Annotated in this window: 30 protein-coding genes; 17 read left to right on the top strand and 13 right to left on the bottom strand. The window is 59.0% G+C overall.

From position 1 onward, the window contains the following. The first annotated feature begins 105 nt into the window (after positions 1 to 105). The 3 genes from IOD40_RS04645 (at position 106) to IOD40_RS04635 (ending at position 2,830) form a co-directional block, all read left to right on the top strand. Entirely contained in the window at positions 106 to 633 is a 528-nt protein-coding gene (locus IOD40_RS04645) for a MarR family winged helix-turn-helix transcriptional regulator (RefSeq protein ID WP_198474797.1), read from the top strand. Between the two features lie 56 nt (positions 634 to 689). Then, positions 690 to 1,394, top strand: a complete 705-nt coding sequence (locus tag IOD40_RS04640) for a response regulator (protein ID WP_198474795.1) — start codon at positions 690 to 692, stop codon at positions 1,392 to 1,394. A 119-nt stretch (positions 1,395 to 1,513) separates the two neighbouring features. Beyond that, the gene (locus tag IOD40_RS04635; RefSeq protein WP_233713866.1) at positions 1,514 to 2,830 is read left to right on the top strand and encodes an ATP-binding protein; all 1,317 of its coding nucleotides are present in this window, start codon (positions 1,514 to 1,516) and stop codon (positions 2,828 to 2,830) included. A gap of 21 nt (positions 2,831 to 2,851) precedes the next feature. Here the strand turns inward: IOD40_RS04635 and IOD40_RS04630 are convergent, their stop codons facing one another. From IOD40_RS04630 to IOD40_RS04620, 3 genes are all read right to left on the bottom strand, one after another. Further along, entirely contained in the window at positions 2,852 to 3,211 is a 360-nt protein-coding gene (locus IOD40_RS04630; RefSeq protein ID WP_198474791.1) for a tRNA-binding protein, read from the bottom strand. A 1-nt stretch (position 3,212) separates the two neighbouring features. Continuing rightward, a complete protein-coding gene (locus IOD40_RS04625; protein WP_198474789.1) occupies positions 3,213 to 3,713 on the bottom strand; it encodes a type III secretion system chaperone family protein in 501 nt (166 codons plus the stop codon). Positions 3,714 to 4,056: 343 nt separating this feature from the next. Further along, positions 4,057 to 4,365, bottom strand: a complete 309-nt coding sequence (locus IOD40_RS04620; RefSeq protein WP_198474787.1) for an accessory factor UbiK family protein — start codon at positions 4,363 to 4,365, stop codon at positions 4,057 to 4,059. Positions 4,366 to 4,507: 142 nt separating this feature from the next. Here IOD40_RS04620 and lgt point away from each other — a divergent pair, with 142 nt between their 5' ends. From lgt to IOD40_RS04590, 6 genes are all read left to right on the top strand, one after another. Beyond that, positions 4,508 to 5,341: a prolipoprotein diacylglyceryl transferase gene (lgt, locus tag IOD40_RS04615; protein WP_198474785.1), complete on the top strand. Its 834-nt coding sequence runs from the start codon at positions 4,508 to 4,510 to the stop codon at positions 5,339 to 5,341. Next, the gene (locus tag IOD40_RS04610; RefSeq protein ID WP_198474783.1) at positions 5,338 to 6,423 is read left to right on the top strand and encodes a class I SAM-dependent methyltransferase; all 1,086 of its coding nucleotides are present in this window, start codon (positions 5,338 to 5,340) and stop codon (positions 6,421 to 6,423) included. The genes lgt and IOD40_RS04610 overlap by 4 nt, the downstream gene beginning before the upstream one ends. 99 nt (positions 6,424 to 6,522) lie before the next feature. Beyond that, positions 6,523 to 7,317: a peptidoglycan editing factor PgeF gene (gene pgeF / locus IOD40_RS04605; protein ID WP_198474781.1), complete on the top strand. Its 795-nt coding sequence runs from the start codon at positions 6,523 to 6,525 to the stop codon at positions 7,315 to 7,317. Beyond that, positions 7,317 to 8,468 carry a M24 family metallopeptidase gene (locus IOD40_RS04600; protein ID WP_198474779.1) on the top strand — a complete coding sequence of 384 codons (1,152 nt, stop codon included), beginning with the start codon at positions 7,317 to 7,319 and terminating at the stop codon, positions 8,466 to 8,468. The genes pgeF and IOD40_RS04600 overlap by 1 nt, the downstream gene beginning before the upstream one ends. 69 nt (positions 8,469 to 8,537) lie before the next feature. Next, complete coding sequence (locus IOD40_RS04595; protein WP_198474777.1) at positions 8,538 to 9,086, top strand: hypothetical protein; 549 nt, start codon at positions 8,538 to 8,540, stop codon at positions 9,084 to 9,086. Between the two features lie 149 nt (positions 9,087 to 9,235). After that, entirely contained in the window at positions 9,236 to 10,168 is a 933-nt protein-coding gene (locus tag IOD40_RS04590) for a ribose-phosphate pyrophosphokinase (protein WP_198474775.1), read from the top strand. Here the strand turns inward: IOD40_RS04590 and IOD40_RS04585 are convergent. Beyond that, a complete protein-coding gene (locus IOD40_RS04585) occupies positions 10,165 to 10,983 on the bottom strand; it encodes an AraC family transcriptional regulator (protein WP_198474773.1) in 819 nt (272 codons plus the stop codon). The two genes, IOD40_RS04590 and IOD40_RS04585, sit on opposite strands and share 4 nt — an antisense overlap. 117 nt (positions 10,984 to 11,100) lie before the next feature. Between IOD40_RS04585 and IOD40_RS04580 the strand changes: the two genes are divergently transcribed. From IOD40_RS04580 to IOD40_RS04550, 7 genes are all read left to right on the top strand, one after another. After that, the gene (locus tag IOD40_RS04580) at positions 11,101 to 12,321 is read left to right on the top strand and encodes an MFS transporter (protein WP_325099669.1); all 1,221 of its coding nucleotides are present in this window, start codon (positions 11,101 to 11,103) and stop codon (positions 12,319 to 12,321) included. Positions 12,322 to 12,478: 157 nt separating this feature from the next. Then, positions 12,479 to 13,090 (top strand): 50S ribosomal protein L25/general stress protein Ctc, encoded by a 612-nt coding sequence (locus IOD40_RS04575; RefSeq protein WP_198474769.1) that lies wholly within the window; start codon positions 12,479 to 12,481, stop codon positions 13,088 to 13,090. A gap of 25 nt (positions 13,091 to 13,115) precedes the next feature. Continuing rightward, positions 13,116 to 13,835 carry an aminoacyl-tRNA hydrolase gene (pth, locus tag IOD40_RS04570; protein WP_198474767.1) on the top strand — a complete coding sequence of 240 codons (720 nt, stop codon included), beginning with the start codon at positions 13,116 to 13,118 and terminating at the stop codon, positions 13,833 to 13,835. Between the two features lie 124 nt (positions 13,836 to 13,959). Continuing rightward, positions 13,960 to 14,550 (top strand): exopolysaccharide biosynthesis protein, encoded by a 591-nt coding sequence (locus tag IOD40_RS04565; RefSeq protein ID WP_198474765.1) that lies wholly within the window; start codon positions 13,960 to 13,962, stop codon positions 14,548 to 14,550. A 73-nt stretch (positions 14,551 to 14,623) separates the two neighbouring features. Beyond that, positions 14,624 to 15,727 carry a redox-regulated ATPase YchF gene (gene ychF / locus IOD40_RS04560; RefSeq protein WP_198474763.1) on the top strand — a complete coding sequence of 368 codons (1,104 nt, stop codon included), beginning with the start codon at positions 14,624 to 14,626 and terminating at the stop codon, positions 15,725 to 15,727. Between the two features lie 57 nt (positions 15,728 to 15,784). Further along, a complete protein-coding gene (locus IOD40_RS04555; protein ID WP_198474761.1) occupies positions 15,785 to 16,246 on the top strand; it encodes a MaoC family dehydratase in 462 nt (153 codons plus the stop codon). Beyond that, positions 16,243 to 16,710, top strand: coding sequence for a MaoC family dehydratase (locus tag IOD40_RS04550; RefSeq protein WP_198474759.1), 468 nt, complete (start codon positions 16,243 to 16,245; stop codon positions 16,708 to 16,710). The genes IOD40_RS04555 and IOD40_RS04550 overlap by 4 nt, the downstream gene beginning before the upstream one ends. A 35-nt stretch (positions 16,711 to 16,745) precedes the next feature. Here the strand turns inward: IOD40_RS04550 and IOD40_RS04545 are convergent, their stop codons facing one another. The 8 genes from IOD40_RS04545 to IOD40_RS04510 all read right to left on the bottom strand — a co-directional run bounded on the left by IOD40_RS04545 (position 16,746) and on the right by IOD40_RS04510 (position 24,709). Then, a complete protein-coding gene (locus tag IOD40_RS04545) occupies positions 16,746 to 17,291 on the bottom strand; it encodes an adenine phosphoribosyltransferase (protein WP_198474757.1) in 546 nt (181 codons plus the stop codon). A gap of 98 nt (positions 17,292 to 17,389) precedes the next feature. Beyond that, entirely contained in the window at positions 17,390 to 18,217 is an 828-nt protein-coding gene (locus IOD40_RS04540; protein ID WP_198474755.1) for a cytochrome c1, read from the bottom strand. Between the two features lie 29 nt (positions 18,218 to 18,246). Beyond that, entirely contained in the window at positions 18,247 to 19,539 is a 1,293-nt protein-coding gene (locus IOD40_RS04535; RefSeq protein WP_198474754.1) for a cytochrome b, read from the bottom strand. 22 nt (positions 19,540 to 19,561) lie between these two features. Then, positions 19,562 to 20,125: a ubiquinol-cytochrome c reductase iron-sulfur subunit gene (petA, locus tag IOD40_RS04530; protein ID WP_325099668.1), complete on the bottom strand. Its 564-nt coding sequence runs from the start codon at positions 20,123 to 20,125 to the stop codon at positions 19,562 to 19,564. 219 nt (positions 20,126 to 20,344) lie between these two features. After that, positions 20,345 to 20,671, bottom strand: coding sequence for a DUF6665 family protein (locus IOD40_RS04525; protein ID WP_198474752.1), 327 nt, complete (start codon positions 20,669 to 20,671; stop codon positions 20,345 to 20,347). Positions 20,672 to 20,675: 4 nt separating this feature from the next. Continuing rightward, complete coding sequence (locus IOD40_RS04520; protein ID WP_198474750.1) at positions 20,676 to 22,568, bottom strand: ABC transporter ATP-binding protein; 1,893 nt, start codon at positions 22,566 to 22,568, stop codon at positions 20,676 to 20,678. Next, the gene (locus IOD40_RS04515) at positions 22,565 to 24,433 is read right to left on the bottom strand and encodes an ABC transporter ATP-binding protein (RefSeq protein WP_198474748.1); all 1,869 of its coding nucleotides are present in this window, start codon (positions 24,431 to 24,433) and stop codon (positions 22,565 to 22,567) included. The genes IOD40_RS04520 and IOD40_RS04515 overlap by 4 nt, the downstream gene beginning before the upstream one ends. A 12-nt stretch (positions 24,434 to 24,445) precedes the next feature. Continuing rightward, on the bottom strand, positions 24,446 to 24,709 hold the full coding sequence (locus IOD40_RS04510) for a hypothetical protein (RefSeq protein ID WP_198474746.1): 264 nt from the start codon (positions 24,707 to 24,709) through the stop codon (positions 24,446 to 24,448). A 336-nt stretch (positions 24,710 to 25,045) separates the two neighbouring features. On the opposite strand from IOD40_RS04510, the gene IOD40_RS04505 reads away from it, so the two are divergent. Continuing rightward, complete coding sequence (locus IOD40_RS04505) at positions 25,046 to 25,525, top strand: tRNA (cytidine(34)-2'-O)-methyltransferase (protein WP_210336788.1); 480 nt, start codon at positions 25,046 to 25,048, stop codon at positions 25,523 to 25,525. On the opposite strand, the gene IOD40_RS04500 is transcribed toward IOD40_RS04505, so the two are convergent. Continuing rightward, positions 25,500 to 25,757, bottom strand: a complete 258-nt coding sequence (locus IOD40_RS04500) for a hypothetical protein (RefSeq protein WP_198474744.1) — start codon at positions 25,755 to 25,757, stop codon at positions 25,500 to 25,502. The two genes, IOD40_RS04505 and IOD40_RS04500, sit on opposite strands and share 26 nt — an antisense overlap. Positions 25,758 to 25,779: the final 22 nt, after the last annotated feature.

Genomic DNA, 25,779 nt, shown 5'->3' with positions numbered 1-25,779 from the left:
TCCATTTTGTTCGTCCTGGATGCCAAACGTTGACAAAAATTATCAGCCGACCCAATTTATGTCAACAACACTGACGTATTCACCCATCAACATGGCTGAGGATTTATGACGAGCGAGCGAGCCAAACCGGCTTTCCCTGAGCATGAGCAGGACGCTCCTGCGACGGAGATAGATTTCTCGATCATCGAGCAGATTTTCTTCGCTTATCGCGATTTTACGTCTGATCCCGACCACCTGCTTACCCAGTATGGCTTCGGCCGCGCGCACCATCGGATCGTGCACTTCGTCAACCGTCGCCCCGGACTGACCGTGGCCGAGCTCCTTGAGCTATTGAAGATCACCAAGCAGAGCCTCGCCCGGGTCCTCAAGCAGTTGATCGACGGTGGCTACATTGTCCAGGTTCCGGGGCCACGCGATCGCCGGCAGCGGGAATTGCACCCTACTGAGAAAGGGCGCATGCTCGCTTTGGATCTTGCGACGCCCCAGTCACGCCGCATTGCACGGGCACTTGCGGGTACGTCACCTCGCGAACGTGAGGTGATTGAACAGTTCCTGATGGATATGATGAACCCTGACTCACGCGCCCAGGTCGCAGCGGTCCCGACGGATCGGACGGCAGTGGAGAAAGGCTGAACCATCTGGAGCGTCTGACATTGTGTTAAAGAGTTAGGGGCGAGGACGAACCAGCAATGGCGAATGATTCTGACGTTCCGGGCGATGATGCGCCCCACCTTCTGGTCGTCGACGACGACACCCGAATCCGCACGCTTTTGAAGCAGTTCCTCACGGAAAATGGATATCGCGTCACAATTGCGGGCAGCGCAGCCGAAGCAAGACGCAAGCTGATCGGTCTCGAATTCGACCTCATCGTGCTCGACGTGATGATGCCCGGCGAGACCGGTGTCGAACTCACTCATGCTCTGCGGCAAGAGAAGGACGTTCCTATCCTGATGCTGACGGCGCTGTCAGAGACGGATAACCGCGTCGAAGGGCTCGAAGCTGGCGCGGACGATTATCTCGCCAAGCCGTTTGATCCGCGCGAGCTGCTTCTGCGCCTCAGCAGCATACTGCGCCGTGGCGGGCCGCAACCGATCCCGAAACTGGAGCAGATCGTGTTTGGCCCCTACACGTTCCAGATCGCGAAACGCGAGCTGAAAAAGGGCGGTGAGCCGTTAAAGCTGACGGACCGGGAGCAGGAAATCCTTGTAATCTTCGCTGAGCGTGCCGGAGAAACGATCCCGCGCCACGAACTGGTCGGGGCGGATGCGGAAGTCGGCGAGCGGACGATTGACGTCCAGATCAATCGCCTGCGCCGCAAGATCGAGCGCGACCCGTCCAACCCGGTATGGTTGCAGACGGTCCGAGGTGTAGGCTATCGCCTGAGCGTCGAATAGACAAGGTCAGGAAACGTAGGAAGGGCAACATGGCACGTTCCGAAACCACGGAGCCCCGCGGTGCCGGATCGCGTGCCGAACTGCGACTACGCACCATTTGGCGGCGTCTGCGACGCCTGATGCCGAACTTCGCACGTTTTTTGCCGAAGCGGCTTTACGCGCGCTCTCTCATTATTGTCATCGCTCCGATGATCCTGTTCCAGTCGCTGGTGGCCTTCGTGTTCATGGAGCGCCACTGGCAGACCGTCACAGTGCGCCTTTCGACGGCTGTGACGCGCGACATTGCGGCCCTGATCGACATGATCGAAACGTGGCCATCGGACGAAGACCATTCGCAGATCATTCGCATCGCACAGGAGCGCATGCTGATGAGGATCGATCTGCTACCCCCTGATCCGTTGCCTCCGCCGGGCCCCAAGCCGTTCTTCTCCATCCTGGATCAGACCCTCAGCGAGCAGATCACCCAGCAGATCAACCGCCCCTTCTGGCTCGACACGGTCGGCAACTCCAATATCGTGGAAATCCGCATCCGCCTTGAAGACAAGGTGCTGCGCGTCTTCGCCCGTCGCAGCCATACCTATGCATCCAACACGCATATCTTCCTGCTTTGGATGGCAGGAACCTCGCTGGTGCTTCTTGCGATTGCGGTGGCATTTTTGCGTAACCAGATCCGTCCCATTCTGCAACTTGCAGAAGCAGCAGAAAGCTTCGGCAAGGGGCGACCAATGCCATCGGATTTCCGCCCCCGGGGCGCGGAAGAGGTAAGGCGTGCGGGCGCGGCCTTCATACAGATGCGCGAGCGCATCGAACGTCAGATCGAGCAACGAACGGCGATGCTGACCGGCGTCAGCCACGATTTACGGACCATCCTCACTCGCTTCAAGCTTCAGCTTGCACTCGGCGGCACCAAACCAGACCGGGAAGCTCTGGATCAGGACATCAACGACATGCAGTCAATGCTCGAAGGCTACCTCGCCTTCGCACGCGGAGAGGCTGCCGAAGATCCTGGCGTATTTGATCTGGCGACGTTCCTCGCCAAGCTCGTCGAGGAGGGAGAACTTCGCAAACGCAACCTGACCACTTCCCTGTCAGGTAACCCTGAAATCCATGTCCGCCCCAATGCGTTCTCACGCCTGCTGTCCAATCTGGTCGGCAACGCAATGCGTTATTCAAAGAATATCGAGGTGAAGGCCTCACACTCGCGCGGCTCGCTGCTCTTGATCGTGGATGACGATGGTCCGGGCATCCCTACGGAAAAGCGGGAGGATGTCTTCAAGCCGTTCCTGCGCCTCGACACAGCGCGAAACCTCGATGCGAGCGGTACGGGTCTGGGATTGTCGATCGCCCGGGATATCGCCCGCAGCCACGGCGGTGACATCACGCTTGACGACAGTCCGCTTGGCGGCCTGCGTGCGGTCGTTCGAATACCGGCTTAGGAAAACTCTCAGCGAGAGGATCTAGAAGAGCTTCCCGCCGTTGGGGACGCGCCGCTCGATCGCAGCAAGAACCACTTCACCGTCTTCGTCCGGGAATCCGAGCGTCAAAACTTCGGACATGAACTTGCCGATCTGCCGCGGCGGAAAATTCACGACGGCTATCACCTGGCGTCCGATAAGTGTCTCTGGCGTGTAGTGTCTTGTGATCTGCGCGGAGGTCTTCTTCTCACCGATCTCCGGCCCGAAATCGATCCAGAGTTTGTAGGCGGGCTTGCGAGCCTCCGGAAATGGCTCGGCAACAACAATCGTCCCGGCCCGAATATCTACCCGATCAAAATCGGCATATTCGATATGCGGACGAATGATATCGCTGCCGCTCATGTCAGCAATTGCCCTGGGTCTCGAAGAGCACGTTCGACAGTGCATCCCGCGCAGTTGATCCAGACCAGACGACGAACTGGAACGCCTGAAAATAGCATTCACATGCCTCGAGCGCGGATGAGAGAAGAACCTCTACCTGCTGGCTCGTTGGCTCGGCACCGCCTGCCAGCAACAGAGACTGGCGGAACATGATCGCGCCTTCCTGCTCCCACAGGTCAAAATGGCCGAACAGCATCTGCTCGTTGATCAATGACAGGAGCCGCATCACCTCAAGCGTCCGGTTTGACGGCACCTTCAGATCAAAGGCGCACGCAAGGTGCAGCGCCTCGAAATCTTCCATCCAGGAAAAGGAGACGTGATAGTCGGTCCAGTTTCCGATCACCGAGATCGAGATCTCGTCGTCCCCGGTGCGTTCGAAGGACCAGTCGTTCATGTTGGCCACATGCTCAATGACGTCCACGGGGTGGAGATCACGGGCAAGGTCCAGTTCAAGCAGGCTCATGAAGAAGTCTCTTCCCACAGGCAAAAGTAAGGGCGCCGCATGCGCCCCGAACGAACGCACACGCGATGAAACACCGGTACAGAGGAAGGCCGGAGGCGAGCTACGCACACACTGCTCTGCCGGACCCATGCCACCCGTCGCCTCGAAGCAGCCAAATCAACTGCTTCGAATCATGCAACAAATTCAGTCTATTGATGCAGAGTCGGGTTACCAGCCCCTTTTTGGGGGAACCGGCGAACCGGGTGTGGATAGAGATTCAGAACCTGATTCAAAGGCCGAGTCTAAGCGACTCTGGCGTAACGCTTTTTTCACCTTACGGGATGTGAATAAGAAACCTCCCGGATCAGGAAGATTTTTTCGCCGCCGCGTCGGATTTAGCGCTATCGGCGCTCCCGGATGCCGCTGCGCTGAGCTGACCTTCGAGTTCCGTCACCCGCTTTGCGAGTTTTTCGTTCTCGGCACGAACGTTGAGGAGCATGTCACGCAGGACCTCAAACTCCTCGCGCTGGACCACATCCATCGAGTTCAGAACCCGCTCTGCCTGCCCGCGAAAAGCCGTCTCGACCTCGCGGCGTACGCCCTGCGCCGCACCCGCTGCGTCAGTCATCAGCTTTGCGAATTCATCGAGAATGCGGTTTGGTCCGGTGGTCATGGCTGTAGCCTCGCTAGAGATAACCTGATGGGAAGTAGTGCCGCGCAATCATGAATGCAAGGCGAATGGAGCATCGGGTTGCCTTGACCTCGTCTGGCCGCGCGATCATATGAGGCGAGCGCAACTGGCCGGGAATCTCGATTTGAGCAACTATCTTCTCCTGCCTCTCGCAGCCCTGCCTTTCCCCCAGATTGACCCGGTCATTGTACAATTAGGACCGCTCGCGATCCACTGGTATGGCCTGGGCTACGTCGTCGGCCTGCTGTTCGCCTGGTGGTATGCCAAGCGCATGGTCAGCGACGATCGCCTCTGGGGGCCGTCAGGCTCTCCCATTTCAGCCGTCGACATTGATGACTTCCTGCTATGGGCAGCTGCTGGCGTGGTTCTTGGCGGACGCCTCGGCTACATACTGTTCTACGATTTTGCCAAATACGCTGCTAATCCGGCGGGGATATTCGCTGTCTGGGAAGGTGGCATGTCTTTCCACGGCGGGCTTGCCGGCGTCACCATCGCAATGATCATCTTTGCGCGTAGACGCGGCTTCAGCGCATGGAGCCTTTTCGACGTCATCGCCGCGAGCGCTCCGGTCGGCTTTGGCCTCGTGCGCGTGACAAACTTCATCAACTCGGAGCTGTGGGGTCGCCCTACAGATGTGCCGTGGGCTTTCGTCTTCCCGAACGGCGGACCTGAGCCACGCCATCCGAGCCAGCTCTACGAAGCCGCTCTTGAAGGCCTCGTCCTGTTCGTCGTTCTGCGCATTCTCACACATTCTGCGTTCAAGCTGAGACAGCCGGGATTTGTGGCTGGTGCAATGATTGCCGGCTATGGGCTTTCGCGCATCTTCGTGGAGTTCTTCCGCCAACCTGACGCGCATATCGGCTATCTGGCGGGTGGCTGGCTTACCATGGGAATGATCCTCTCCACACCGATGGTGCTTCTCGGCATCTGGGCAATGACAAGCGCACGGTCCAGATGACGGCATTGAAGACCCGGCTCAAGCAATTGATCGCCGCCACGGGGCCGATCTCCGTCGCTGAATTTATGGCGACATGCCTGTTTGACCCTCAAGATGGTTACTACACCACGCGCGAGCCTTTCGGTGCTTCGGGCGATTTTATCACCGCGCCGGAGATCAGTCAGATGTTCGGCGAACTTCTCGGGGTTTGGGCCTATTCGGCCTGGATTGCCGCTGGAAAGCCCATCCCCTTCGCGCTTGTTGAGATCGGTCCTGGCCGCGGCACGTTGATGGTCGACATGCTGCGCACCATCGATCGCCTCGACCCAGGGTTCACGGCCGTCTCCCGGATCGCGATGGTGGAGGCAAGCCCCCGACTGAGCGAGATCCAGAAGCAGAAATTTGCGACCGCTGGCCGGGCAAAGCCCCGTTGGGTCACACAAGTATCGGACCTTCCGGATATCCCTCTCATTGTCATCGCCAACGAGCTGTTTGACGCTATTCCGGTTCGTCAGTTCGTTAACACCGAGCAAGGCTGGCGTGAGCGGGTGGTAGCGCTGGATGACGCAGGCGAACTTTGTTTCGCGGTGGGGATGGGTGCGATTGACCCTGTGCTGCTGCCCGAGGTGCCGTCGGAACCCGGCGCGATATTCGAAGCGGCACCGGCCCGCTCTGCGATCATGGCCGAAATCTCCGCGCGGATCTCATCCAAGGGCGGCGCCGGCATATTCCTCGACTATGGTCACCTGAAATCAGGCTTTGGCGACACGCTGCAAGCCATGAAGGCGCATGCTTATGACGATGTGCTGGAAAATCCCGGTGAAGCGGACCTGACGAGCCATGTCGATTTCGAGGTTTTGGCAGCTGTAGCGACAGCGCATAATCTTCACCCACAGCTTTCGACCCAGGGCGACTTCTTGTTGCGGATGGGTCTGCTGGAGCGTGCGGGCGCTCTTGGCAGTCAGGCGGACAATACCGTGAAAGAGCAGCTGCGCAGCGAGGTTGAGCGCCTTGCGGGACCGGACCAGATGGGCACGCTCTTCAAGGTGATGGCAGTCGCGCCGAAGAGTGTCATGCTTCCCGGCTTTGACAGGATGGATTGACTTTCACCCGCCCCCTGCCCCACGATCCGCGCCGCAATTCTGCAGCCGAAAACAAACAACGCAAGCCTCGCAGCGGGCTTGAAGCGATAAGGACGGCATATGCTGGAAGCTGTTCGACCGGATCCCCTCCGGTCTCCCGAGCTTGATGATTTCAATGCGAACGGTATCAGACATGGCTTCTTCACCCGCAAGGGCGGCGTGTCAGAGGGCATCTACCGTGGGCTAAATGCGGGTTCCGGGTCGAACGACAGGCAAGAAGACGTGAAGGAAAATCGCGCACGCATTTCCGAATGGATGGGCGTGCGACCCGATGCACTGGCTACGCTGTACCAGGTACACTCGGCAGACGTACTGCTGGTTCGCGAACCGATTACCGGTGATCGCCCCAAAGCGGATGCCATGGTGACTGATCAGCCCGGCATCGCTCTTGGGGTTCTGACCGCCGATTGTGGTCCGATCCTTTTCGCTGATCCGGAGACACGAATTATCGGTGCCGCACATGCTGGCTGGAAAGGTGCGTTCACCGGCGTTCTCGAGGCGACCATCGCGGCGATGGAAGAGTTGGGAGCCGCGCGCGAACATATTGTGGCTGTCCTCGGCCCCTCGATCAGCGCCGCCAACTACGAGGTTGGCCCGGAATTTATCGCCCGCTTCGTGGAGGCCGCGCCGGCCAATGAAAAGTGGTTCAAACCTTCCCAGAATGACGGCCATGCCATGTTCGACTTGAACGGATATACGGTAGACCGACTATCCCGCGCAGGTGTGCGCGCCAGCCAGCTTGGCCGCTGCACCTACGCCGAGGAAGACCTCTTCTATTCCTACCGGCGCACGACCCATCGCAACGAGCCGGACTACGGACGCCAGATTTCGACGATTGCATTGGAGGCCAGCTAATGGCGCTGCATTTCGACAGAACTGAATTTGACTCACGCCGCGACAGGCTGATCATCGAGATGGCTGACCGCAAGCTCGATGCACTGCTCGTATTCTCGCAGGAGAGCATGTACTGGCTGACGGGATACGACACGTTCGGCTTTTGCTTCTTCCAATGCCTGGTCGTGAAGGCTGATGGCTCGATGATCCTCATGACGCGCTCAGCAGATCTGCGTCAGGCGCGCCACACGTCGATCCTTGACAACATCGTTGTCTGGACTGATCGCGAGGGCGCGAACCCAGCGTCCGAGTTGCGTAACCTCCTCAACGATCTGGACCTGCTCGGCTGCCGTATTGGCATCGAATATGACACGCATGGCCTCACTGCCAGAAGCGGTCGCCTGCTTGATGAAGAGATGAAAACCTTCGCCACCACCGAAGACGCCTCCACAATCATTCCGCATCTGCGCGTCTTCAAGAGTGCCGCAGAGATCGCCAAGGTCGAGAAGGCAGCCGCTCTCGGTGATGATGCGCTGGACGCGGCCCTCCCACTCATCAAGCAAGGTGGAGATGAAGGCGCGATCCTCGCAGCGATGCAGGGGGCGATCTTCGCGGGCGGCGGCGATTACCCGGCCAACGAGTTCATAATCGGCTCAGGGTCTGACGCCCTCCTCTGCCGCTACAAGGCCGGCCGTCGAAAGCTCAACAAGAACGACCAGCTGACGCTGGAATGGGCCGGCGTATTCCACCATTATCACGCCCCCATGATGCGCACGGTGCTGACCGGAAAGGTATCGAGACGGCATCAGGAGCTTTACGATGCCGCCCTTGCCTCGCTGCAGGCGGTGGAAAAAGCCATGGTACCGGGCCGCACATTCGGCGACGTGTTCGATGCGCACGCACGAGTTCTCGAGGCTGGAGGTCTTACCCGACACCGCCTGAATGCGTGTGGCTACTCGGTCGGAGCGCGCTTCTCGCCTTCGTGGATGGATAGACCGATGTTCTACGCCGGCAACAGCGAGCCGATTGCTCCCGGCATGACGTTGTTCGCACATATCATCATCATGGATTCCGACAGCGAGACGGCGATGACCCTCGGGCGCACCTATGTCACTACGGAAGATGAACCTCGTCCGCTATCGCGGCGCAACCTCGACCTGATTGTTCAGTAATTTGCAATGCCACACTACCGGTGCCAAACTTTGGATATCCAGACGCATGTCGCAGGAGGGAAAAAGCTGGTGAAGATCCCGCACCTTTCGGCCGTGATCTGCGCCGCACTTCTGATAGCAGGATGCACGAGCACGCAGGACGTGCTCGACCCCTCAGCACTGTTGGGCGGCAATGGGGCAGCCTCCAGTGCTTCTCAATTCCCGCCCGCCTCTGAACAGTCGTCGTCTGCTGAAATGGCGGCTCAAGTTTCCAGCGCAAGGATCAGACTGGAGCCAGTCATAGGCGCCACCGAGGCAGCGTCGGCGCCACTTGCCTCCCGCCTTAACAGTCAAGCCTCCACACGTGGTCTCAGACTGGTCTCGGCGAGTGATGGAACGGCAACACTCATCCTCAAAGGATATTTTTCGGCGATCACCGAGCGCGGCGACACGACCGTCATCTACGTCTGGGACGTTCTGGATCCGAGTGGCACACGCGTTCACCGTATTCAGGGCAAAGGAACAAATCGTACGGACGGCGTGGAAGGCTGGGCCTCGGTGCAGGTACCTACGATGGAAAAGATCGCTGACCAGACTCTCGACGAACTCGCCGGGTGGCTGGCGTCACGTCAAAGCTGATAAATGGGCAGGAAAAAGGCCATAGCCGGCAAATTTACCTTACGTTTGGCCGGTCAGATGATGAAAAGCGGAGGAACTTCGCCCTCAACACTTGCAATACCCGCCCACCGCTTTAAAAGCCCGCCCATATCCTTCCCCGGGGAAAATTCATGAAACTCTTCGCTGGCAACTCCAATCGGGTCTTGGCAGAAGCCGTCTCCCGCTATCTCAACATACCCATGGGCAAAGCGACGGTACGCCGTTTTGCTGACCAGGAGATCTTCGTAGAGATCCAGGAAAACGTGCGCGGCGAAGACGTCTTTGTTCTTCAGTCGACCTCGTATCCTGCAAATGACCACCTGATGGAACTGCTCATCATGATCGATGCGTTCCGCCGGTCATCTGCTCGCCGTATCACCGCAGTGGTCCCTTATTTCGGCTACGCCCGTCAGGATCGTCGCGCTTCCGGCCGTACTCCGATCTCGGCAAAGCTCGTTGCAAACCTGATCACGCAGGCTGGTGCCGACCGTGTGCTGACACTGGATCTGCACGCCGGTCAGATCCAGGGCTTCTTTGACATCCCGACGGACAATCTGTTCGCAGTTCCGGTTCTCGCACGCGACGTCAAGCGGAACTACGAACTGCCGAACGTCACGGTGGTGTCGCCTGACGTTGGTGGTGTCGTTCGCGCCCGCTCTCTGGCCAAGCGCCTCGATGCGCTTCTGGCAATTGTCGACAAGCGCCGCGAGAAGCCGGGCGAGTCCGAGGTGATGAACATCATCGGCGATGTTCGCGGCAAAGATTGCCTCCTCATCGACGATATCGTCGACTCGGGCGGAACGCTCTGCAATGCGGCCGACGCATTGCTGGCAAACGGCGCAACGAGCGTCACCGCCTATATCACCCACGGTGTTCTTTCCGGCGGCGCAGTGGCTCGTATCACCTCTTCGCAACTGAAAGAACTGGTGATCACCGACTCGATCCAGCCGACTTCAGCCGTCGAGGCTGCACACAACATTCGCGTCATCACTATCGCCGACCTCATCGGCGAAGCGATCTCGCGTACGGCTAGCGAGCAGTCTGTCTCCAGCCTGTTCGACTAAGCCTGATCAGATCGGCCGTCCCCGCTTCTACGACGTAAATAGTCACGCGGGGACGCGCCCAGCATCCGACGAAACATCGTCGTGAATGCCGGCGCGCTCTCATATCCCAGATCAAGCGCCAATTCCGTTATCGACACACCTTCGGCAAGCCGTGGCAGAGCAGCGAACAAGGTCGCCTGCTGACGCCACATCGACAGGCTGAGCCCTGTCTCTGCCAGAAACGCTCGCGTAAAGCTGCGGCGGCTCATTCCCGCCTCGCGCGCCCAGTCGTCAATTGTCGCTCGGGGAGTTGGTGACACCACAAAGGCCCGGCACAACCTGGCCAGCCTCGCATCAGCAGGAAATGGCAGCCCGAACGGGCGGATCGGCATACGCGGGATCTCCAAAAGGATCAGGTCCATAACGGCCCTGCCTCGCTCGTCACTGGCGTCGGCCTCCTTGATATCGACTGCCTCGATGATGAGGCTGCGCATCAGGTCAGTCATCGCCAGCACACACAGCCCGGTCGGAAGTCCATCGTGAACATCCGGTGAGATGTAGGCAGAGCGCATACGTACAAAGCCTAGCATTTCTACCGAATGCTCCTCACCGGCGGGGATCCACATGGCGTGATCAGGCGGCACCATCCAGCGTCCCTCCGCCGTTGAAACCATAACCACCCCCGTCAAGGCGTGGAGCAACTGGGCCTTACCGTGCTGGTGCCTCAGAACCGTGTGACCATCCGGGTAGTCGCCCGGGATCGCGATCACCGCGCTGCGTGACCGCTCGATCCATTCCAGATTGGACGGATCAGGCGACCTGATCTCAGCCAGCATTGCCTTGCCCTCCCATGCACCGCCCCGGCCCACTCGCGAAGCTATTCGATCAAACCACGAAAGACGCTCCCCAACAATCGGCCTAAATCTATGCCAAAAGCTTCAAGGATCGCGAATTTGACTGATATTGCCGCTGGGGCGCCCGCGCCGCGTGCCGAAAGCACCGTTTATCCCGTCCTGCTGGCCGTGTGCCTGTGCCATTTCATCAATGATGTCATGCAGTCGCTCCTCTCGGCCATCTACCCGATGTTGAAAGCCGATTATGGGCTCGATTTCTGGCAGATCGGTCTCTTGACGCTAACCTTCCAGTGCACAGCTTCACTGCTGCAGCCGATGATCGGCCTCTACACAGACAAGAAGCCGATGCCTCAATCTCTTCCCGTCAGCAGCGCCGCGACGACGTGCGGCCTCTTCGTGCTCGCTTTCTCGACGTCCTATCCAATGTTGATCGTAGGCGCGGGGCTTATTGGAATCGGATCTGCAATTTTCCATCCGGAAGCTTCGCGCGTGGCTCGCATGGCCTCGGGTGGGCGCTTCGGCTTGGCACAGTCCGTGTTTCAGGTGGGCGGAAATATGGGTACTGCCCTGGGGCCGCTCCTCGCCGCATTCATCGTTGTCCCGCGCGGCCAGACAAGCGTCGCCTGGTTCACGATACTCGCGCTCATTTCAATGCTGGTCCTTCGACAGGTGGGCGGCTGGTACGGCCGATATCAGCGTGCGAATTCCCAAAGGCCGCAACCAAGCAAGAAGCTGCCCGTAGCGAAGAAACGGGTCATACAGGCTCTGGTGATCCTGACGCTGCTCGTATTCAGCAAGAACGTCTATCTCGCCAGCATCAGCAGCTACTATACCTTCTTTGTGATCGAAAAATTCGGCCTGGAGGTGCAGCAGGCCCAGATGATGCTGTTCCTGTTCCTTGGCGCAGTCGCAACAGGCACCATCCTTGGCGGCCCGATCGGCGATCGCGTTGGCACCAAGACGGTCATCTGGTTCTCGATCCTCGGTGTATTGCCGTTCACGCTGGCGTTACCCTATGCCGATCTTTTCTGGAGTGGCGTACTGTCGGTGATCATCGGCCTCGTATTGGCCTCTGCTTTTCCTGCCATCGTCGTCTTCGCACAGGAACTGGTTCCTGGCCGGGTGGGCCTGGTCGCGGGCATCTTCTTCGGCCTCTCCTTTGGAATGGGCGGTCTCGGCGCTGCCGCCCTTGGCTTCCTCGCCGATGCTAATGGTATTGACTGGGTCTATTCAGTTTGTTCCTTCCTGCCCATGATCGGCCTGCTGACGATCTTGCTGCCATCGATGAAAGAACTGCGCGCAAACCGTCACATTGCCTGACTCTTGTTGCGCCGGAACCCGGCTTCGGTTATAGGACCGCCACCTGTGTCGACACCCTTGGAGGCAGCACGGGGCGGATCGGCTTTGCGCTTGCGCAGTCGGTTTGGCGTTCTTGGTACGCCGGGAACACTCCAGTTTTAAAACGAAAGGAAATGCCATGAGCCAGAACTACGTGCTCAAGGCCGAGACGCGCGAACGGGTTGGTAAGGGGTCCGCCCGCGAACTGCGTCGCAACGGCAAGGTTCCCGCTGTAATCTACGGCGACAAACAGGCTCCGCTTTCAATCGCGCTGAGCTACAAGGATGTCTACTACAAGATCCACGGCGGCGGCTTCATGACCACCGTTGCTACGATCGAAGTCGACGGCCAGAAGATTCAGGTCCTCCCCAAGGCCTACCAGCTTGACCCGATTCGTGACTTCCCGGTCCACGTGGACCTCCTGCGCGTCAGCAAGAACACGCTGGTCACCGTCCAGATCCCGGTTCGCTTCATCAACGAAGAGAAGTCGGCTGGCCTCAAGCGTGGCGGTGTCCTGAACATCGTTCGCCACGAGATCGAAGCGCAGTGCCCTGCCAACCAGATTCCGGACGCTATCGAGATCGACCTCGAAGGCACCGATTTGGGCGACACCATTCACATCTCCTCCGTCAAGCTGCCGGAAGACGTGAAGCCGACCATCACCGACCGCGACTTCACTGTTGCCACGATCGCTGCACCGGCTGGCCTCAAGTCTGAGGTAGACGAAGCAGCGGCCGAAGGCGAAGCCTAAGGCTCCCGAGCCGGGAGAACCCGTCATGCTGCTCATTGCAGGCCTCGGCAATCCCGGCCCGAAATACGAGAACAACCGACACAATGTCGGGTTCATGGCGGTGGGCGCTATCGCCCGCCGCCACTCTTTCTCGCCATGGTCAAAGAAATTTCAAGGCCTGGTTGCCGATGGCCGCATCGGTGATGAGCGGGTACTCCTTCTCAAGCCACAGACATTCATGAACCTCTCCGGCCAGTCGGTCGGGGAAGCCATGCGCTTTCACAAGATAGATCCAGCGGGCCTAATCGTCCTTTATGACGAGCTTGACCTTGCACCTGCCAAAGTCCGCGTGAAAGTGGGCGGTGGCGCTGGTGGCCATAATGGCATCCGGTCGATCGACGCGCACTGCGGAAAAGAATATCGACGAGTTCGGATCGGCATTGGCCATCCGGGCATCAAGGAGATGGTCACCCACCACGTGCTGGGTGATTTTTCGAAGGCCGACCATGAGTGGCTTGAGCCACTGCTCGACGCAATGGCAGACAATGCGGACAAGCTCATTGCCGGTGATGACAGCGGCTTCATGAGCAAGTTGGCCATCGCCACACGTGGCAGCGATCCCGTTCCTGGAAAAAACACCGACAAGCCTGCGCCGAAGGCGCAGAGCCATATTCGGCAAGCCCGCCAGCAAAAGTCGGCCGTGAAAACTCCCGAAAAGGGGCCTATGGCCGACATGCTGCGCAAGCTGTTCGGGAATAAAGATTAGTTTTCCCATCGCTCTCGGGGCGGCCCGAACGGCAGCCCGCCAAGCCTTGCATATTTGATCGACATTGATGTGTCCAGACCGGCGCAGCACGGGAACCATCGCGTGATTGAAGGCTTTGTCGGTCATGAATGATGGATGCGGACCAGAATCTGTTGCCGAAGTGCTCGATTGCGTTGAGGACGCTGCGCAGGGCACCGACCGCGTCACCGTAGAAGCCGTTATCGATCGGATCGGTGGTGATGCGTTTCCGCCGCTTATCCTTTTGCCGGCACTCTTGATGGTTTCGCCGCTCACTGCGATCTTTGGCGTCGCAACGGTTTGTGCAGTGGCGATTGCGCTCGCCTCAATTCAGATGATCATGGCCCGCGAGAAACTATGGCTACCAAAATTCATCCTGCGCGCGGATATTTCGAGCCAAAAGATCAACCGTATCATTGCCTGGCTTGAACGCCCTGCCCGCGTCGTTGATGGCGTCATCGACCGCCGCCTCACGACACTCGTGGCATCCCCATTCGACCGCCTGTGGGCGCTGCTCTGCCTTCTCCTCGCCCTGGTAGTACCGGCGCTTGAGCTGGTGCCTTTATCAGCGACGATCGTCGCGGCGGCAATCTCATTGTTTGCACTTGCCATGCTGGCGCGCGACGGCCTTTTGGCCCTTGTTGGGCTGCTGGTCCTCGGCGGGGCCGGATGGCTCGTATGGAGCGTTGTGACCTGACGAGGGGTTGACGATCAGCCTCCCTTTCGCCCATAGCCTCAGTCAATAATCCATCACCTGACAGGACCAGATCATGGGCTTCAAATGCGGCATCGTCGGGCTGCCCAATGTCGGCAAGTCGACGCTGTTCAATGCGCTGACACGTACGGCAGCAGCGCAGGCGGCGAACTATCCATTCTGCACCATCGAACCGAACACAGGCGAGGTCGCGGTACCCGATCCCCGCATGCAGGAAGTCGCCAAAATTGCAGGCTCCAAGGAAATCATCCCGACGCGCATCTCCTTCGTTGATATTGCCGGGCTGGTTCGCGGTGCATCCAAGGGTGAAGGCCTCGGAAACCAGTTCCTTGCGAACATCCGCGAGGTCGACGCAATCGTCCACGTCCTCCGCTGCTTCGAAGACGATGATATCACGCACGTCGAAGGCAAGATCGACCCGGTCGCAGACGCTGACACGGTAGAGACCGAGTTGATGCTCGCTGACCTCGACAGCCTCGAGCGCCGCATCGTCCAGATCCGCAAGCGCGCGACCGGCAAGGACAAGGAAGCGACGACGCTTCTGCCGGTTATGGAGCAGGCCTTGTCACTGCTTCAGAATGGCAAGCCGGTACGCGTCATGCTGGAAGGCATTGCGGCTGAGGATCTGATCATCCTTAAAGGCCTCAACCTCCTTACCTCCAAGCCCGTACTCTATGTCTGCAACGTCGCTGAAGCCGATGCAGCAACCGGCAATGACCACACCGCCAAGGTCGCAGAAATGGCTGCAACTCAGGGCGCGCATACGGTCATTATCTCAGCCGCCATCGAAGCAGAGGTTGCGCAGCTCCCCGACGAAGAAGCCAAGGAATTCCTTGACGAAATGGGACTGGAGGAGCCGGGTCTCGACCGCCTCATCCGTGCCGGCTACGAGTTGCTTGACCTGATCACATACTTCACGGCAGGCCCGAAAGAGACTCGCGCCTGGACCATCGTGAAGGGCACGAAGGCTCCCCAGGCGGCTGGCGTCATTCATACCGATTTCGAGCGCGGCTTTATTCGTGCGCAGACGATTGCCTACAACGACTATGTCACACTAGGCGGTGAATCCGGCGCCAAGGAAGTCGGCAAGGCCCGCGACGAGGGTAAAGAATATGTAGTGCAGGATGGCGATGTCCTGCTCTTCAAGTTCAACGTCTGAGATCAACGAAGGCGGCTTTCGAGCCGCCTTCTTAGTGAATATCCATTGGATGAGCCGATGACTGAAAAACGTTGGGCGTTCGAAGATTTCCAAGAGGGTATGACGCTCCAACTTGGCGAAAAACTCGTGACCGCGCAGGAGATCATCGAGTTCGCGTCCGAGTTCGACGCCCAGCCGATGCATCTGGATGAAGACGCTGGCAAGGCAAGCATACTCGGCGGACTGGCCGCCTCTGGCTGGCACAGCTGCGCCATGCTGATGCGAATGATGTGCGATGCCTTCCTCCTCGATTCCACCTCTCAGGGAGCCCCTGGCATCGACTACGTGCGCTGGATGCGGCCGGTGCTCGCTGGCGATACCATCAAGGTCAGGACGACGGTGCTGGCGACACGGAGCTCGACGTCGCGCCCGGATCTAGGCTTCGTAACCGTCCGTCATGAAATGTCGAACCAGAAGTCCGAGATCGTCATGCAGGTGAAGCACACCGGTATGTTCCTCAAGCGCGAGGTGGCCGCATGACCCTCGATCACCGGTTTCGCCTCGGCGAGACAGTCATACTCGGCTCGCACACATTCACTGCTGACGAGATCAAGGCTTTTGCGGCGAAGTATGACCCGCAACCCTTCCATGTCGATGAGGAAGCCGCCTATAACAGCGTCTTCGGAAGCTTGTGTGCTTCCGGTTGGCACACCTGCGCAACATGGATGAAGTACAATCTGCGCCATCAGGAATCTGAGCGCGCGGCAGGACGCTGGGCGCATGAGGCGGAACCCGAATTCGGGCCCTCACCCGGCTTCGAGAACCTTCAATGGCTCCGTCCCGTCTTTGCGGGGGAGACCATTACCTTCACCAGGAAAGCCGTGAGACATCGCCCGCTCGCGTCGCGCCCCGGATGGCGTCTGCTCAGCCTCGAAGGAGAAGCGTTCAACGAAGACGGCACCAAGGTGCTGAGCTTCGAGAATGTGGTTCTGGTCAAGGAATAGAAAAAGGCGGCTCGGAGCCGCCTGTTATTTTCAGATCAATCACCCTCGAAGGAAATGAGGGTACGCACCGGAACGTCGAGCGCCTCCAGCTTCTTTCTGCCGCCAAGGTCCGGAAGATCGATGACGAAGCAAGCTGCGACGATGTCGGCGCCCATCTGGCGCAGCAACTTGACTGCCGCCTCTGCCGTGCCGCCGGTGGCGATAAGGTCGTCCACCAGCATAACTCGCTGTCCCGGTGTTACCGCATCGCGGTGCATCTCCATCTCGTCAATGCCATATTCTAGGCTATAGGCGACGCGGACCGTGTCATAGGGAAGCTTGCCCTTCTTTCGGATCGGCACAAAGCCAGCCGAAAGCTGATGCGCCATTGCCCCGCCCAGGATGAAGCCACGGGCTTCAATGCCGGCAACCTTGTCGATCTTCTGACCCGCATATGGGTGTACGAGCTCGTCGACTGCCCGCCGGAACGCACTGGCATCCCCAAGCAGCGTCGTGATGTCCCTGAACTGAACGCCAGGCTTTGGGTAGTCTGGGATCGTACGCAGGACGGAGAGGAGCGTTTTCTCTACGGATGTAGACATCGGCGGTTCCCTAGATTACCGGACATGATTTGCCTTGAACGGCGGCAAAAGAAAAGGGCGGCAGCTGCCGCCCCGTTCAATCGGAAAAGTCGATCCGCTTAGTGCTCGACCGTGGACCAGACCTTGCGCTTCGTCAGGTAGATCAGGCCCGCAAAAAGCAGCAAGAAGACCATGACGTTGAAGCCCATCTGCTTCCGCGCTTCGAGCTTCGGCTCGGCAGCCCACATCAGGAACGCCGAGATATCACGGGCGTATTGATCGAGGGTCTCCGGAGCACCATCGTCGTAGGTGACCTGTCCCTCGCTCAACGGAGGCGGCATCGACAATGCCGTACCGGCGATGAAGTGCGGGTTGTAGTAGGTACCCGGCTGAACTTCCTCGCCTTCCGGCGCATCCTGATAGCCTACCAGGAGGCTATGGATGTAGTCCGGACCGCTTTCCGCATACTGCGTGAAGATGTCAAACACGAAGGTGGGGAAGCCTCGAGTGACCGCACGGGCCTTGGCGATCAGCGACAGGTCCGGAGGAGCAGCACCGTTGTTTGCGGCAGCTGCTGCTTCCGGGTTTGCGAAAGGTGACGGGAAAGTATCTGACGGGATCGCCGGACGGGTGAACATGTCACCCGAGGCGTCCGGACCATCTTCAACTTCGTACTCAGCAGCCAGAGCACGGACCTGTGCGTCGGTGTAGCCGAGATCCTGCAGGTTGCGGAAGGCAACGCGCTCCAGGCCGTGGCAGGCGGCGCAAGCCTCACGATAGACCTTGAGACCGCGCTGGAGCTGGCCCTTGTCATAGGTGCCGAACGGGCCAGCGAAAGACCAGTCCAATTCGACCGGCTTGACGAGCGGGTATTCCGCGGCCTGGGCGGCACCAGCCGTCCCGACCGCGATGCCAGCTACCGTCAGTGCCTTGAGGAAAGTTTTCATGGTTGTTGTTCCTGTCTGCACCGGATCGATCAGCTCGTGGTTTCCGTGGACGCCGCAGGAAGAGGTGCGGACGCCTTATTCTTCTCAAGCACCGCCTCGGTGATCGAGTTGGGCAGGCGACGCGGCTTTTCCAGCAGGCCAAGGACCGGCATGATGATGAGGAAGAACGCGAAGTAGAAGAGGGTCGAGGCCTGCATCAGCGGAATGTAGATGCCTTCCGCAGGCATGGCGCCCAGCCATCCGAGGAACACGGCGTTGATCGCGAAGAGCCAGAAGAACAGCTTGTACCAAGGACGGTAGACTGCCGAACGGACCTTCGAAGTGTCGAGCCACGGAACGAAGAACAGCACCGCGATTGCACCGAACATTGCAAGGACGCCGCCCAGCTTGGAGTCGATCGGCCCGATGTTGAAGGTGATCGCACGCAGGATCGCGTAGAACGGCAGGAAGTACCATTCCGGAACGATGTGCGCAGGCGTCTTCAGCGGATCAGCAGGAATGTAGTTGTCAGCGTGACCGAGGTAGTTCGGGATGTAGAACACGAAATACGCGAACATCACCAGGAACAGGACCATGCCGAACGCGTCCTTGATGGTCGCGTAAGGGGTGAACGGAAGCGTGTCGGTCTTCGACTTCACTTCGATACCCGTCGGGTTGGTCTGACCGGTCACGTGCAGCGCCCAGACGTGCAGGACAACAACGCCAGCAATCATGAACGGCAGCAGGTAGTGCAGCGAGAAGAAGCGGTTCAGCGTCGGGTTATCCACCGCGAAGCCACCCAGCAACAGCTGCTGGACCCACTCACCAACCAACGGAATTGCCGTGAAGAAGCCGGTGATGACCGTTGCGCCCCAGAAGGACATCTGCCCCCAAGGCAGAACGTAGCCCATGAAGGCGGTTGCCATCATCAGGAGGTAGATGATCACGCCGAGGATCCACAGCAGCTCGCGAGGAGCCTTGTAGGAGCCGTAGTAGAGGCCACGGAAGATGTGGATGTAGACGGCGATGAAGAACATCGACGCGCCGTTGGCGTGCAGATAGCGGATCAGCCAGCCGGAGTTCACGTCGCGCATGATCTTTTCGACGGAGTCGAAGGCAGCGCCCGTGTGGGCGGCGTAGTGCATCGCCAACACGATACCGGTGACGATCTGAACGACGAGCATCAGCGAGAGAATACCGCCGAAGGTGTACGCGTAGTTCAGATTGCGCGGTACCGGGTAAGAAACAAACGAATCATGGATCAGCCGCGGAAGCGGCATACGGGCATCGAACCAACGTTCAATGCCTGTCTGGGGCGAATAGGTCGAGTGTCCACCGCTCATGGTCTATTGCTCTCTTGATGCCTCAACCGATCCGGATGACCGTGTCGGAAATGAATTGAAAAGTCGGAACCGGAAGGTTGGTAGGCGCAGGTCCGACGCGGATACGTCCCGCGGTGTCGTAGTGGGAGCCGTGGCACGGGCAGAACCAGCCACCAAAATCACCAGCCTGGCCGAGCGGCACACAACCCAGATGGGTGCACGAACCGATCATGACGATCCAGTTCTCTTTGCCCTCACCTGCCGAGCGCGCCAGGTCGGTCGCCTCTGCGTTCGCATCGATATTGTCGTTGCGAGCGACTGGATCCTTAAGATCGGCGAGCGGCACCTGACGGGCTTCTTCGATCTCCTGCTCCGTACGGTTACGGATGAAGATCGGCTTGCCACGCCACTTGGCAGTCACCGACATGCCGGGCTCAATCGCCGAGACATCAACGTCGATGGTTGCCAAAGCCAGCGTAGATGCATCAGGGCGCATCTGGTCGATAAACGGCCAGGCGGCACCGCCGACAGCCACTACGCCAGCCATGCCGGTAGCGATGTAAAGAAAATCGCGGCGGTTATGATCGGTCGCTTCGTTCGCGCTCACGGGCACTGGGTCCTTTCGCCTTATTTTTGCCCGAAGGAACCCTGCCGTCGTCACCCTGACGCACATATTGCCTGCCACCTCCAACCCCCTGAGATCAGGCGACAGGATGTGGCGAGCGGATTCCCCCTTGCATTTTGCGAAGGTTTCTATGCGCGCAACGCACAATTGTCCAGCATTACGAACCTTCGTGGGCAGATTGTCGCGGGGTATCTACCGTTATCAGGACGCGCCCAAGCGCAGCAAGACCTCCGCCGGAATGCTGTATTCGCGGATCACATCATGATGGCGCCGTAATCCACATAATTCGCGCTGGATGAAGTAGGCGTAGACGGCATCCGCCGCCTGTTTCACCAACTTCTCGCGTCTCGGTGAGTCGGCAGGCTCCACGCCCAGCCGACCAAGAGCGGACTGAACCTTCTCCCCTGCCCGGCCCAGCGCTGCAGCCTTCTCACCAAGGATCTCATGATCGAGCGTATTGAGCACACCTGATGCTGAAGACACTCCGATCGCACTGGACTGATACCGGGATGGTGGTCGAAGGGCCATCTCGCTACTCCGCGGCTAGACGAGAAGCCAGGAAGCCGCCCGACTGCCGCTTCCACAACTGGGCATAGAGCCCATCGCGCTGGATCAGCCCCTCATGAGTGCCTTCTTCCACGATACGCCCACGATCTACCACGACCAGACGATCAAGGGCGGCGATGGTGGAAAGCCGATGGGCCACCGCGATAACGGTCTTGCCCATCATGAGCTCGGTGAGGTTTTCCTGGATCGCCGCCTCCACTTCTGAATCCAGTGCCGAGGTGGCTTCATCGAGTATGAGGATCGGGGCGTTCTTGAGCATCATCCGTGCCAGCGCAATGCGCTGCCGCTGGCCGCCTGACAGCTTCACTCCCCGCTCGCCTACATGGGCGTCATAACCGACGCGCCCCTTCGGATCTGTCACTCCAACGATAAAGTCGTGTGCTGCCGCGCGGCGGGCTGCTTCGAAGACCTCATCATCGGCTGCACCTGGCTTGCTATAGGCGATGTTGTCGCGGATGGAGCGGTGCATCAACATCGGGTCTTGCGCCACGACGCCGAACTGAGCCCGCAGCGACGCCTGGGTCACACCGCGTATATCCACGCCATCAACAAGAATCCGGCCCGCCTCAACATCGAACAGGCGCAGTGCCAGATTGACGATTGTCGTTTTTCCGGCTCCCGACGGACCGATCAACGCGACTCGCTCGCCAGGCCGAATGTGCAGGCTGAAGTTCTCGATGACGCCACCGCCCTGACCGTAGTGGAAAGAGACATTGTCGAATACAATATCGCCCTTTGCGCGCGGCATCGGGACTGCACCGGGCGCGTCGGCAATCTCCGGCTTTACCGAGATCGTCCCGGTCGCATCCTGCACCGTGGCAAAAGAGCGGATCAAGCCATTGAGATTGAACATCATATGGCCGGACATCTGGTTCAGCCTGAAGACGAGGCCCATCGCGGCGGCGATTTCGCCGGTCGTTGCCGTGCCCGACATCCAGCCGCGGATGGCAAACACGAACACCGCGGCCATCATTATCCCGTTCAGGACAGCGACCCCGGAGCGCACCCGCGTGATCGCCCGCGTAAGTCCCCGCACGGCGTCGAGGTAGCCTTCCATGCTGTCGCGCACGAAATCATTCTCGCGGCGGCCGCTATCGAAGAGCTTCACCGCCATGATGTTGGTAAAGGCATCCACCAGACGGCCATTCATAATCGAACGCTCGTCAGCGCTTCGCCGCCCGGCAGCGCGCAGTGGCGGCAGCAACCTCCACGCTGTTACCCCGTAGGCGGCACCCCAGAGAAGCAGTACGACGCCCAGCATCGGGTCCAGAAGCATGAGGATCGTCGTCGTCAGAACGACGAACGACAGGAAGCTCCAAAGGGACTGGAGCGACGAGACAATGAAGTCGCCGGTCGCTTCGCCGCCTTGTAGAATCTTTGTCGCAATTCGTCCGGCGAAGTCATTCTGATAAAAAGCGTATGGCTGCTCGATGACTCTACGGAAGGACTGCCAACGAACGAGTTGGTAGAATGACGGGACAATGACTTGCTGCTCAACCACGGTGTTCGCGATCATCACCCCAGCGCGCACCACAAGCACCAGCAGAAGAAAGCCCGCAAGCGACAGCCAATGATCTGCAAGGAGTTGCGAGGGCGTTGAGTGCTCCAGCAGATCGATGATCCAGCCAATAGACCAATACATCGCTGCCTCGACGGCCCCCGACATGCCGCCGACGATCAGAAGAAGAATAAACGGCCCCCGCGCCTGCCTGGCGAAGAAGAGGATGAACTGCCACGCATCGCGCGGCAGAACGTCCTGCTCGGTATCACCAAAGGGCTCGATGACGCCCTCAGCCCTTCGCCATATACGTTCGGCGAATCCGTCATCCTTGCGATCGTCGGTCCCGGTTTGTCTCACTCGGCGGCAATCTCTTTCTCTGTCTCGTCAGAGGCCTCCTCGTGAAGAAGGAAACCACCGGACTGTCTCTGCCATAGCTGGGCATAAAGACCGCCTTTGGCAATGAGTTGGTCGTGAGTGCCTTCCTCGATCACTTCGCCCTTATCCAGAATGATCAACCGATCCATCGCGGCGATGGTGGAAAGACGATGCGCAATCGCGATCACCGTCTTGCCCTCCATCAGACGGTAAAGGTTCTGCTGTATCGCCTCCTCAACCTCCGAATCGAGCGCAGAAGTTGCCTCATCGAGGATCAGGATCGGCGCGTCTTTCAACATAACGCGCGCGATCGCGATACGCTGGCGCTGACCACCCGAAAGTTTGACGCCGCGCTCGCCTACATGCGCATCTAGCCCCCTGCGCTCATGCGGGTCGGACAGACCCGCGATAAAGTCGAGCGCTTCTGCCTTTCGGGCTGCTTCCAGAACCAATTCATCGGTCGCATCCGGACGGCCATAGCGGATGTTGTCGCGCACCGAGCGGTGCAGAAGAGATGTATCCTGCGTAACAACACCAATATGCGCTCTCAGGGAGTCCTGGGTGACGTCCGTGATATCCTGGCCATCAATCGTCACCTTGCCGCCCTCAATGTCGTAGAAGCGGAGCAGGATGTTCACGAGTGTCGACTTCCCGGCACCCGAGCGCCCGACGATACCAACCTTTTCGCCCGGCCGGATTTTGAGCGACAAGCCGTTCAGGACGCTCTTCTTCTTGCCGTAGTCGAACCGGACATTGTCGAACATGATCTCCCCATCATGGACGACCAGTTCCTTCGCGTTCGGCTTGTCCTCAACCAGGTGCGGCAGCGAGATCGAGCGTATCCCGTCTTGAACCGTGCCCACATTCTCGAACAGGCCGGACACTTCCCACATGATCCACTGCGACATTCCCCACAAGCGGAGCACGAGGCCGATTGCGATCGCCACCGCACCGACGGTGACTGCCCCCGCAAGCCAAAGCTGGATGGAAATGTAGCCGACAACAGCCAGCAAGATCGAGTTGGACAGGATGAGAAGCGTGTAGAGGTTCGTCACCAGACGCATCATGCGGTGAACGGTGGTAAGAAAATCCTCCATCCCCTCACGCGCAAACGACGCCTCTCGCTTCGCATGGCTGAACAGCTTGACCGTCTGGATGTTGGCATAGCTGTCCACCACCCGGCCGGTCATCACTGATCGTGCATCAGCTTGCTCCTGCGAGACCTTCCCCAGCCGCGGGACAAAGTATCGGAGCAACAGCGCATAGGAGACCAGCCATACGCATAGGGGCATAGCCAGCCGCCAGTCCGCCGACGCAACAAGCCAGAGCATCCCCAGGAAATAGACGACGACATAATTCATCACGTCTATCAGCTTGACGACGCATTCGCGCACTGCGAGGGCAGTTTGCATGAGCTTGGTGGAAATCCGCCCGGCAAACTCGTCCTGATAGTAGGTCATCGATTGCTTCAGCAGGTACCTATGGACCTGCCAGCGAATGCGCATCGGAAAATTGCCGAACAGCGACTGATGCTCGGTCAGCGAGTTGAACAGCGTCAGCGATGGCAGCACCACAAGCACGACGAAGGCCATGCCTGCGAGCTTCCACCCTTCGTTTTGAAGGAAGGTTTCCCTGCTCTGCACCGAGAGCCAGTCAACGATATTGCCGAGAAACCCGAACAGCCAGACTTCCGCGAGTGCGATGGCCGCGGTCATGATTGCAGAAACTATGATGATCGGCCACGCACCCTTGGTGTAATGCATGCAGAAAGCCAAAAGTCTCCCTGGTGGCTCAACCGGCTCCTCGACCGGGAACGGATTGAGCAGGTTTTCGAACCAGCGATACATAGAATTTCTCGTCTATTTGTGGCCGCTGCGAGGTCTGACCGGCGTGCCCCGCAAGCCACCCTTCAGACTGCCGGCGAGTTTTTTCGTCTTGGCCTGCTTTGCCATTTCCTGCCCCCCGGTCAACGCGGAAGCCGGAAGATGGGGCCTCGGCGCGGAAGAACCAAGGACGTTACGGAAAGCTGGTGACAAGGCAGTGTCAGGAGCGGTAAGGGGCGCGACAATACCCGCACCCGCCAATGGAGCCGATCGCTCTGGCTTCTTGATACCGGATGGCATGGATTTATCCTCGAACGAGATTAACGTTCGGCGGTATCGTGACCGTGCCTAATAGAACATTTTAGTAGGTCGAACCGATGCCGCCGTCAGACGATGCGCAGGCTGCGCAGGCGCCAAGCGATGACGAAGCTGAGATCGTGGTCCATCGACGCCTCCTCTGCGGTTCGAATGGAGAAGATGCGCTTTATACACCCAGTCCGGAATATTGACCACCGGACATGACCCAACGTCCGCTCGAAAAACGATATTGTGTCCATTAAGCCACAGATTGCAAAGATGCTTGCTTGAACGAATACGCGCTGGCATCACAGCGCTCTGACCTTGCACAAAGTAACCATGATACAGCCCCCCATCCGCATCGCGCTCTATCAGCCCGACATTCCTGGCAACACCGGCACCATCCTGCGGATGGCGGCTTGCCTCGGTCTTAGCGTCGACATTATTGAGCCCGCCGGCTTCGACATGTCCGATCGCGCCTTGAAGCGCGCGGGGATGGATTATCTCGAAATGGCTACTCTCACCCGCCACGTATCCTGGGACGCTTTTCGTGACTGGCAGGCAGGCGAGGGTCAGCGCCTCCTGCTGTTCACGACCAGGTCCGACCGCCCATATACAAATTTCCAGTATCAGGCGGGAGACATTCTCCTCTTCGGTCGAGAATCTGCAGGTGCTCCCGAAATCGTGCATCAAGCGGCAGAGGCGGAACTCAATATCACCATGCGTCCCCAGGCACGCAGCCTGAACCTTGCAATCTGCACTGCGATGGCAGCGGGAGAAGCTCTGCGGCAGATCAATCTGCCGTCGGCAGGCGCCTGATCGTAAATTGGATCACATCATCGGGCTGTTCAAACCAGCTTTCGATTTCGGTCCAATAGGCCTGCTTTGGCCAACGATCGAACCACTCGCGCGCTTTTTCGCGTGCGGCAGTTCGAGGCAAAGTGAAGGTCTCACGCACAAAGCCGTCCTTGACCTTGCGCGGACCGTCTGAGCGGCCTCGTTCAAGGCTACGCCTGAGGCCTTCGAGTGGAGGCCTGGGAGGTACACGCATACACGTATCTCCTGAAATTGCC

The organism is Aquamicrobium zhengzhouense, from assembly GCF_016124105.1.
In the GTDB taxonomy this organism is placed as follows: domain Bacteria; phylum Pseudomonadota; class Alphaproteobacteria; order Rhizobiales; family Rhizobiaceae; genus Aerobium; species Aerobium zhengzhouense.
This window is presented reverse-complemented; position numbering and strand designations above follow the sequence as displayed.

Coding starts and splice junctions, on each gene's coding strand:
- IOD40_RS04645 (WP_198474797.1), top strand. CDS start 106: ATGACGAGCGAGCGAGCCAAACCGGCTTTCCCTGAGCATGAGCAGGAC.
- IOD40_RS04640 (WP_198474795.1), top strand. CDS start 690: ATGGCGAATGATTCTGACGTTCCGGGCGATGATGCGCCCCACCTTCTG.
- IOD40_RS04635 (WP_233713866.1), top strand. CDS start 1,514: ATGCCGAACTTCGCACGTTTTTTGCCGAAGCGGCTTTACGCGCGCTCT.
- IOD40_RS04630 (WP_198474791.1), bottom strand. CDS start 3,211: ATGAGCGGCAGCGATATCATTCGTCCGCATATCGAATATGCCGATTTT.
- IOD40_RS04625 (WP_198474789.1), bottom strand. CDS start 3,713: ATGAGCCTGCTTGAACTGGACCTTGCCCGTGATCTCCACCCCGTGGAC.
- IOD40_RS04620 (WP_198474787.1), bottom strand. CDS start 4,365: ATGACCACCGGACCAAACCGCATTCTCGATGAATTCGCAAAGCTGATG.
- IOD40_RS04610 (WP_198474783.1), top strand. CDS start 5,338: ATGACGGCATTGAAGACCCGGCTCAAGCAATTGATCGCCGCCACGGGG.
- pgeF (WP_198474781.1), top strand. CDS start 6,523: ATGCTGGAAGCTGTTCGACCGGATCCCCTCCGGTCTCCCGAGCTTGAT.
- IOD40_RS04600 (WP_198474779.1), top strand. CDS start 7,317: ATGGCGCTGCATTTCGACAGAACTGAATTTGACTCACGCCGCGACAGG.
- IOD40_RS04590 (WP_198474775.1), top strand. CDS start 9,236: ATGAAACTCTTCGCTGGCAACTCCAATCGGGTCTTGGCAGAAGCCGTC.
- IOD40_RS04585 (WP_198474773.1), bottom strand. CDS start 10,983: ATGCTGGCTGAGATCAGGTCGCCTGATCCGTCCAATCTGGAATGGATC.
- IOD40_RS04575 (WP_198474769.1), top strand. CDS start 12,479: ATGAGCCAGAACTACGTGCTCAAGGCCGAGACGCGCGAACGGGTTGGT.
- pth (WP_198474767.1), top strand. CDS start 13,116: ATGCTGCTCATTGCAGGCCTCGGCAATCCCGGCCCGAAATACGAGAAC.
- IOD40_RS04565 (WP_198474765.1), top strand. CDS start 13,960: ATGAATGATGGATGCGGACCAGAATCTGTTGCCGAAGTGCTCGATTGC.
- ychF (WP_198474763.1), top strand. CDS start 14,624: ATGGGCTTCAAATGCGGCATCGTCGGGCTGCCCAATGTCGGCAAGTCG.
- IOD40_RS04555 (WP_198474761.1), top strand. CDS start 15,785: ATGACTGAAAAACGTTGGGCGTTCGAAGATTTCCAAGAGGGTATGACG.
- IOD40_RS04550 (WP_198474759.1), top strand. CDS start 16,243: ATGACCCTCGATCACCGGTTTCGCCTCGGCGAGACAGTCATACTCGGC.
- IOD40_RS04545 (WP_198474757.1), bottom strand. CDS start 17,291: ATGTCTACATCCGTAGAGAAAACGCTCCTCTCCGTCCTGCGTACGATC.
- IOD40_RS04540 (WP_198474755.1), bottom strand. CDS start 18,217: ATGAAAACTTTCCTCAAGGCACTGACGGTAGCTGGCATCGCGGTCGGG.
- IOD40_RS04535 (WP_198474754.1), bottom strand. CDS start 19,539: ATGAGCGGTGGACACTCGACCTATTCGCCCCAGACAGGCATTGAACGT.
- IOD40_RS04525 (WP_198474752.1), bottom strand. CDS start 20,671: ATGGCCCTTCGACCACCATCCCGGTATCAGTCCAGTGCGATCGGAGTG.
- IOD40_RS04515 (WP_198474748.1), bottom strand. CDS start 24,433: ATGTATCGCTGGTTCGAAAACCTGCTCAATCCGTTCCCGGTCGAGGAG.
- IOD40_RS04510 (WP_198474746.1), bottom strand. CDS start 24,709: ATGCCATCCGGTATCAAGAAGCCAGAGCGATCGGCTCCATTGGCGGGT.
- IOD40_RS04505 (WP_210336788.1), top strand. CDS start 25,046: ATGATACAGCCCCCCATCCGCATCGCGCTCTATCAGCCCGACATTCCT.
- IOD40_RS04500 (WP_198474744.1), bottom strand. CDS start 25,757: ATGCGTGTACCTCCCAGGCCTCCACTCGAAGGCCTCAGGCGTAGCCTT.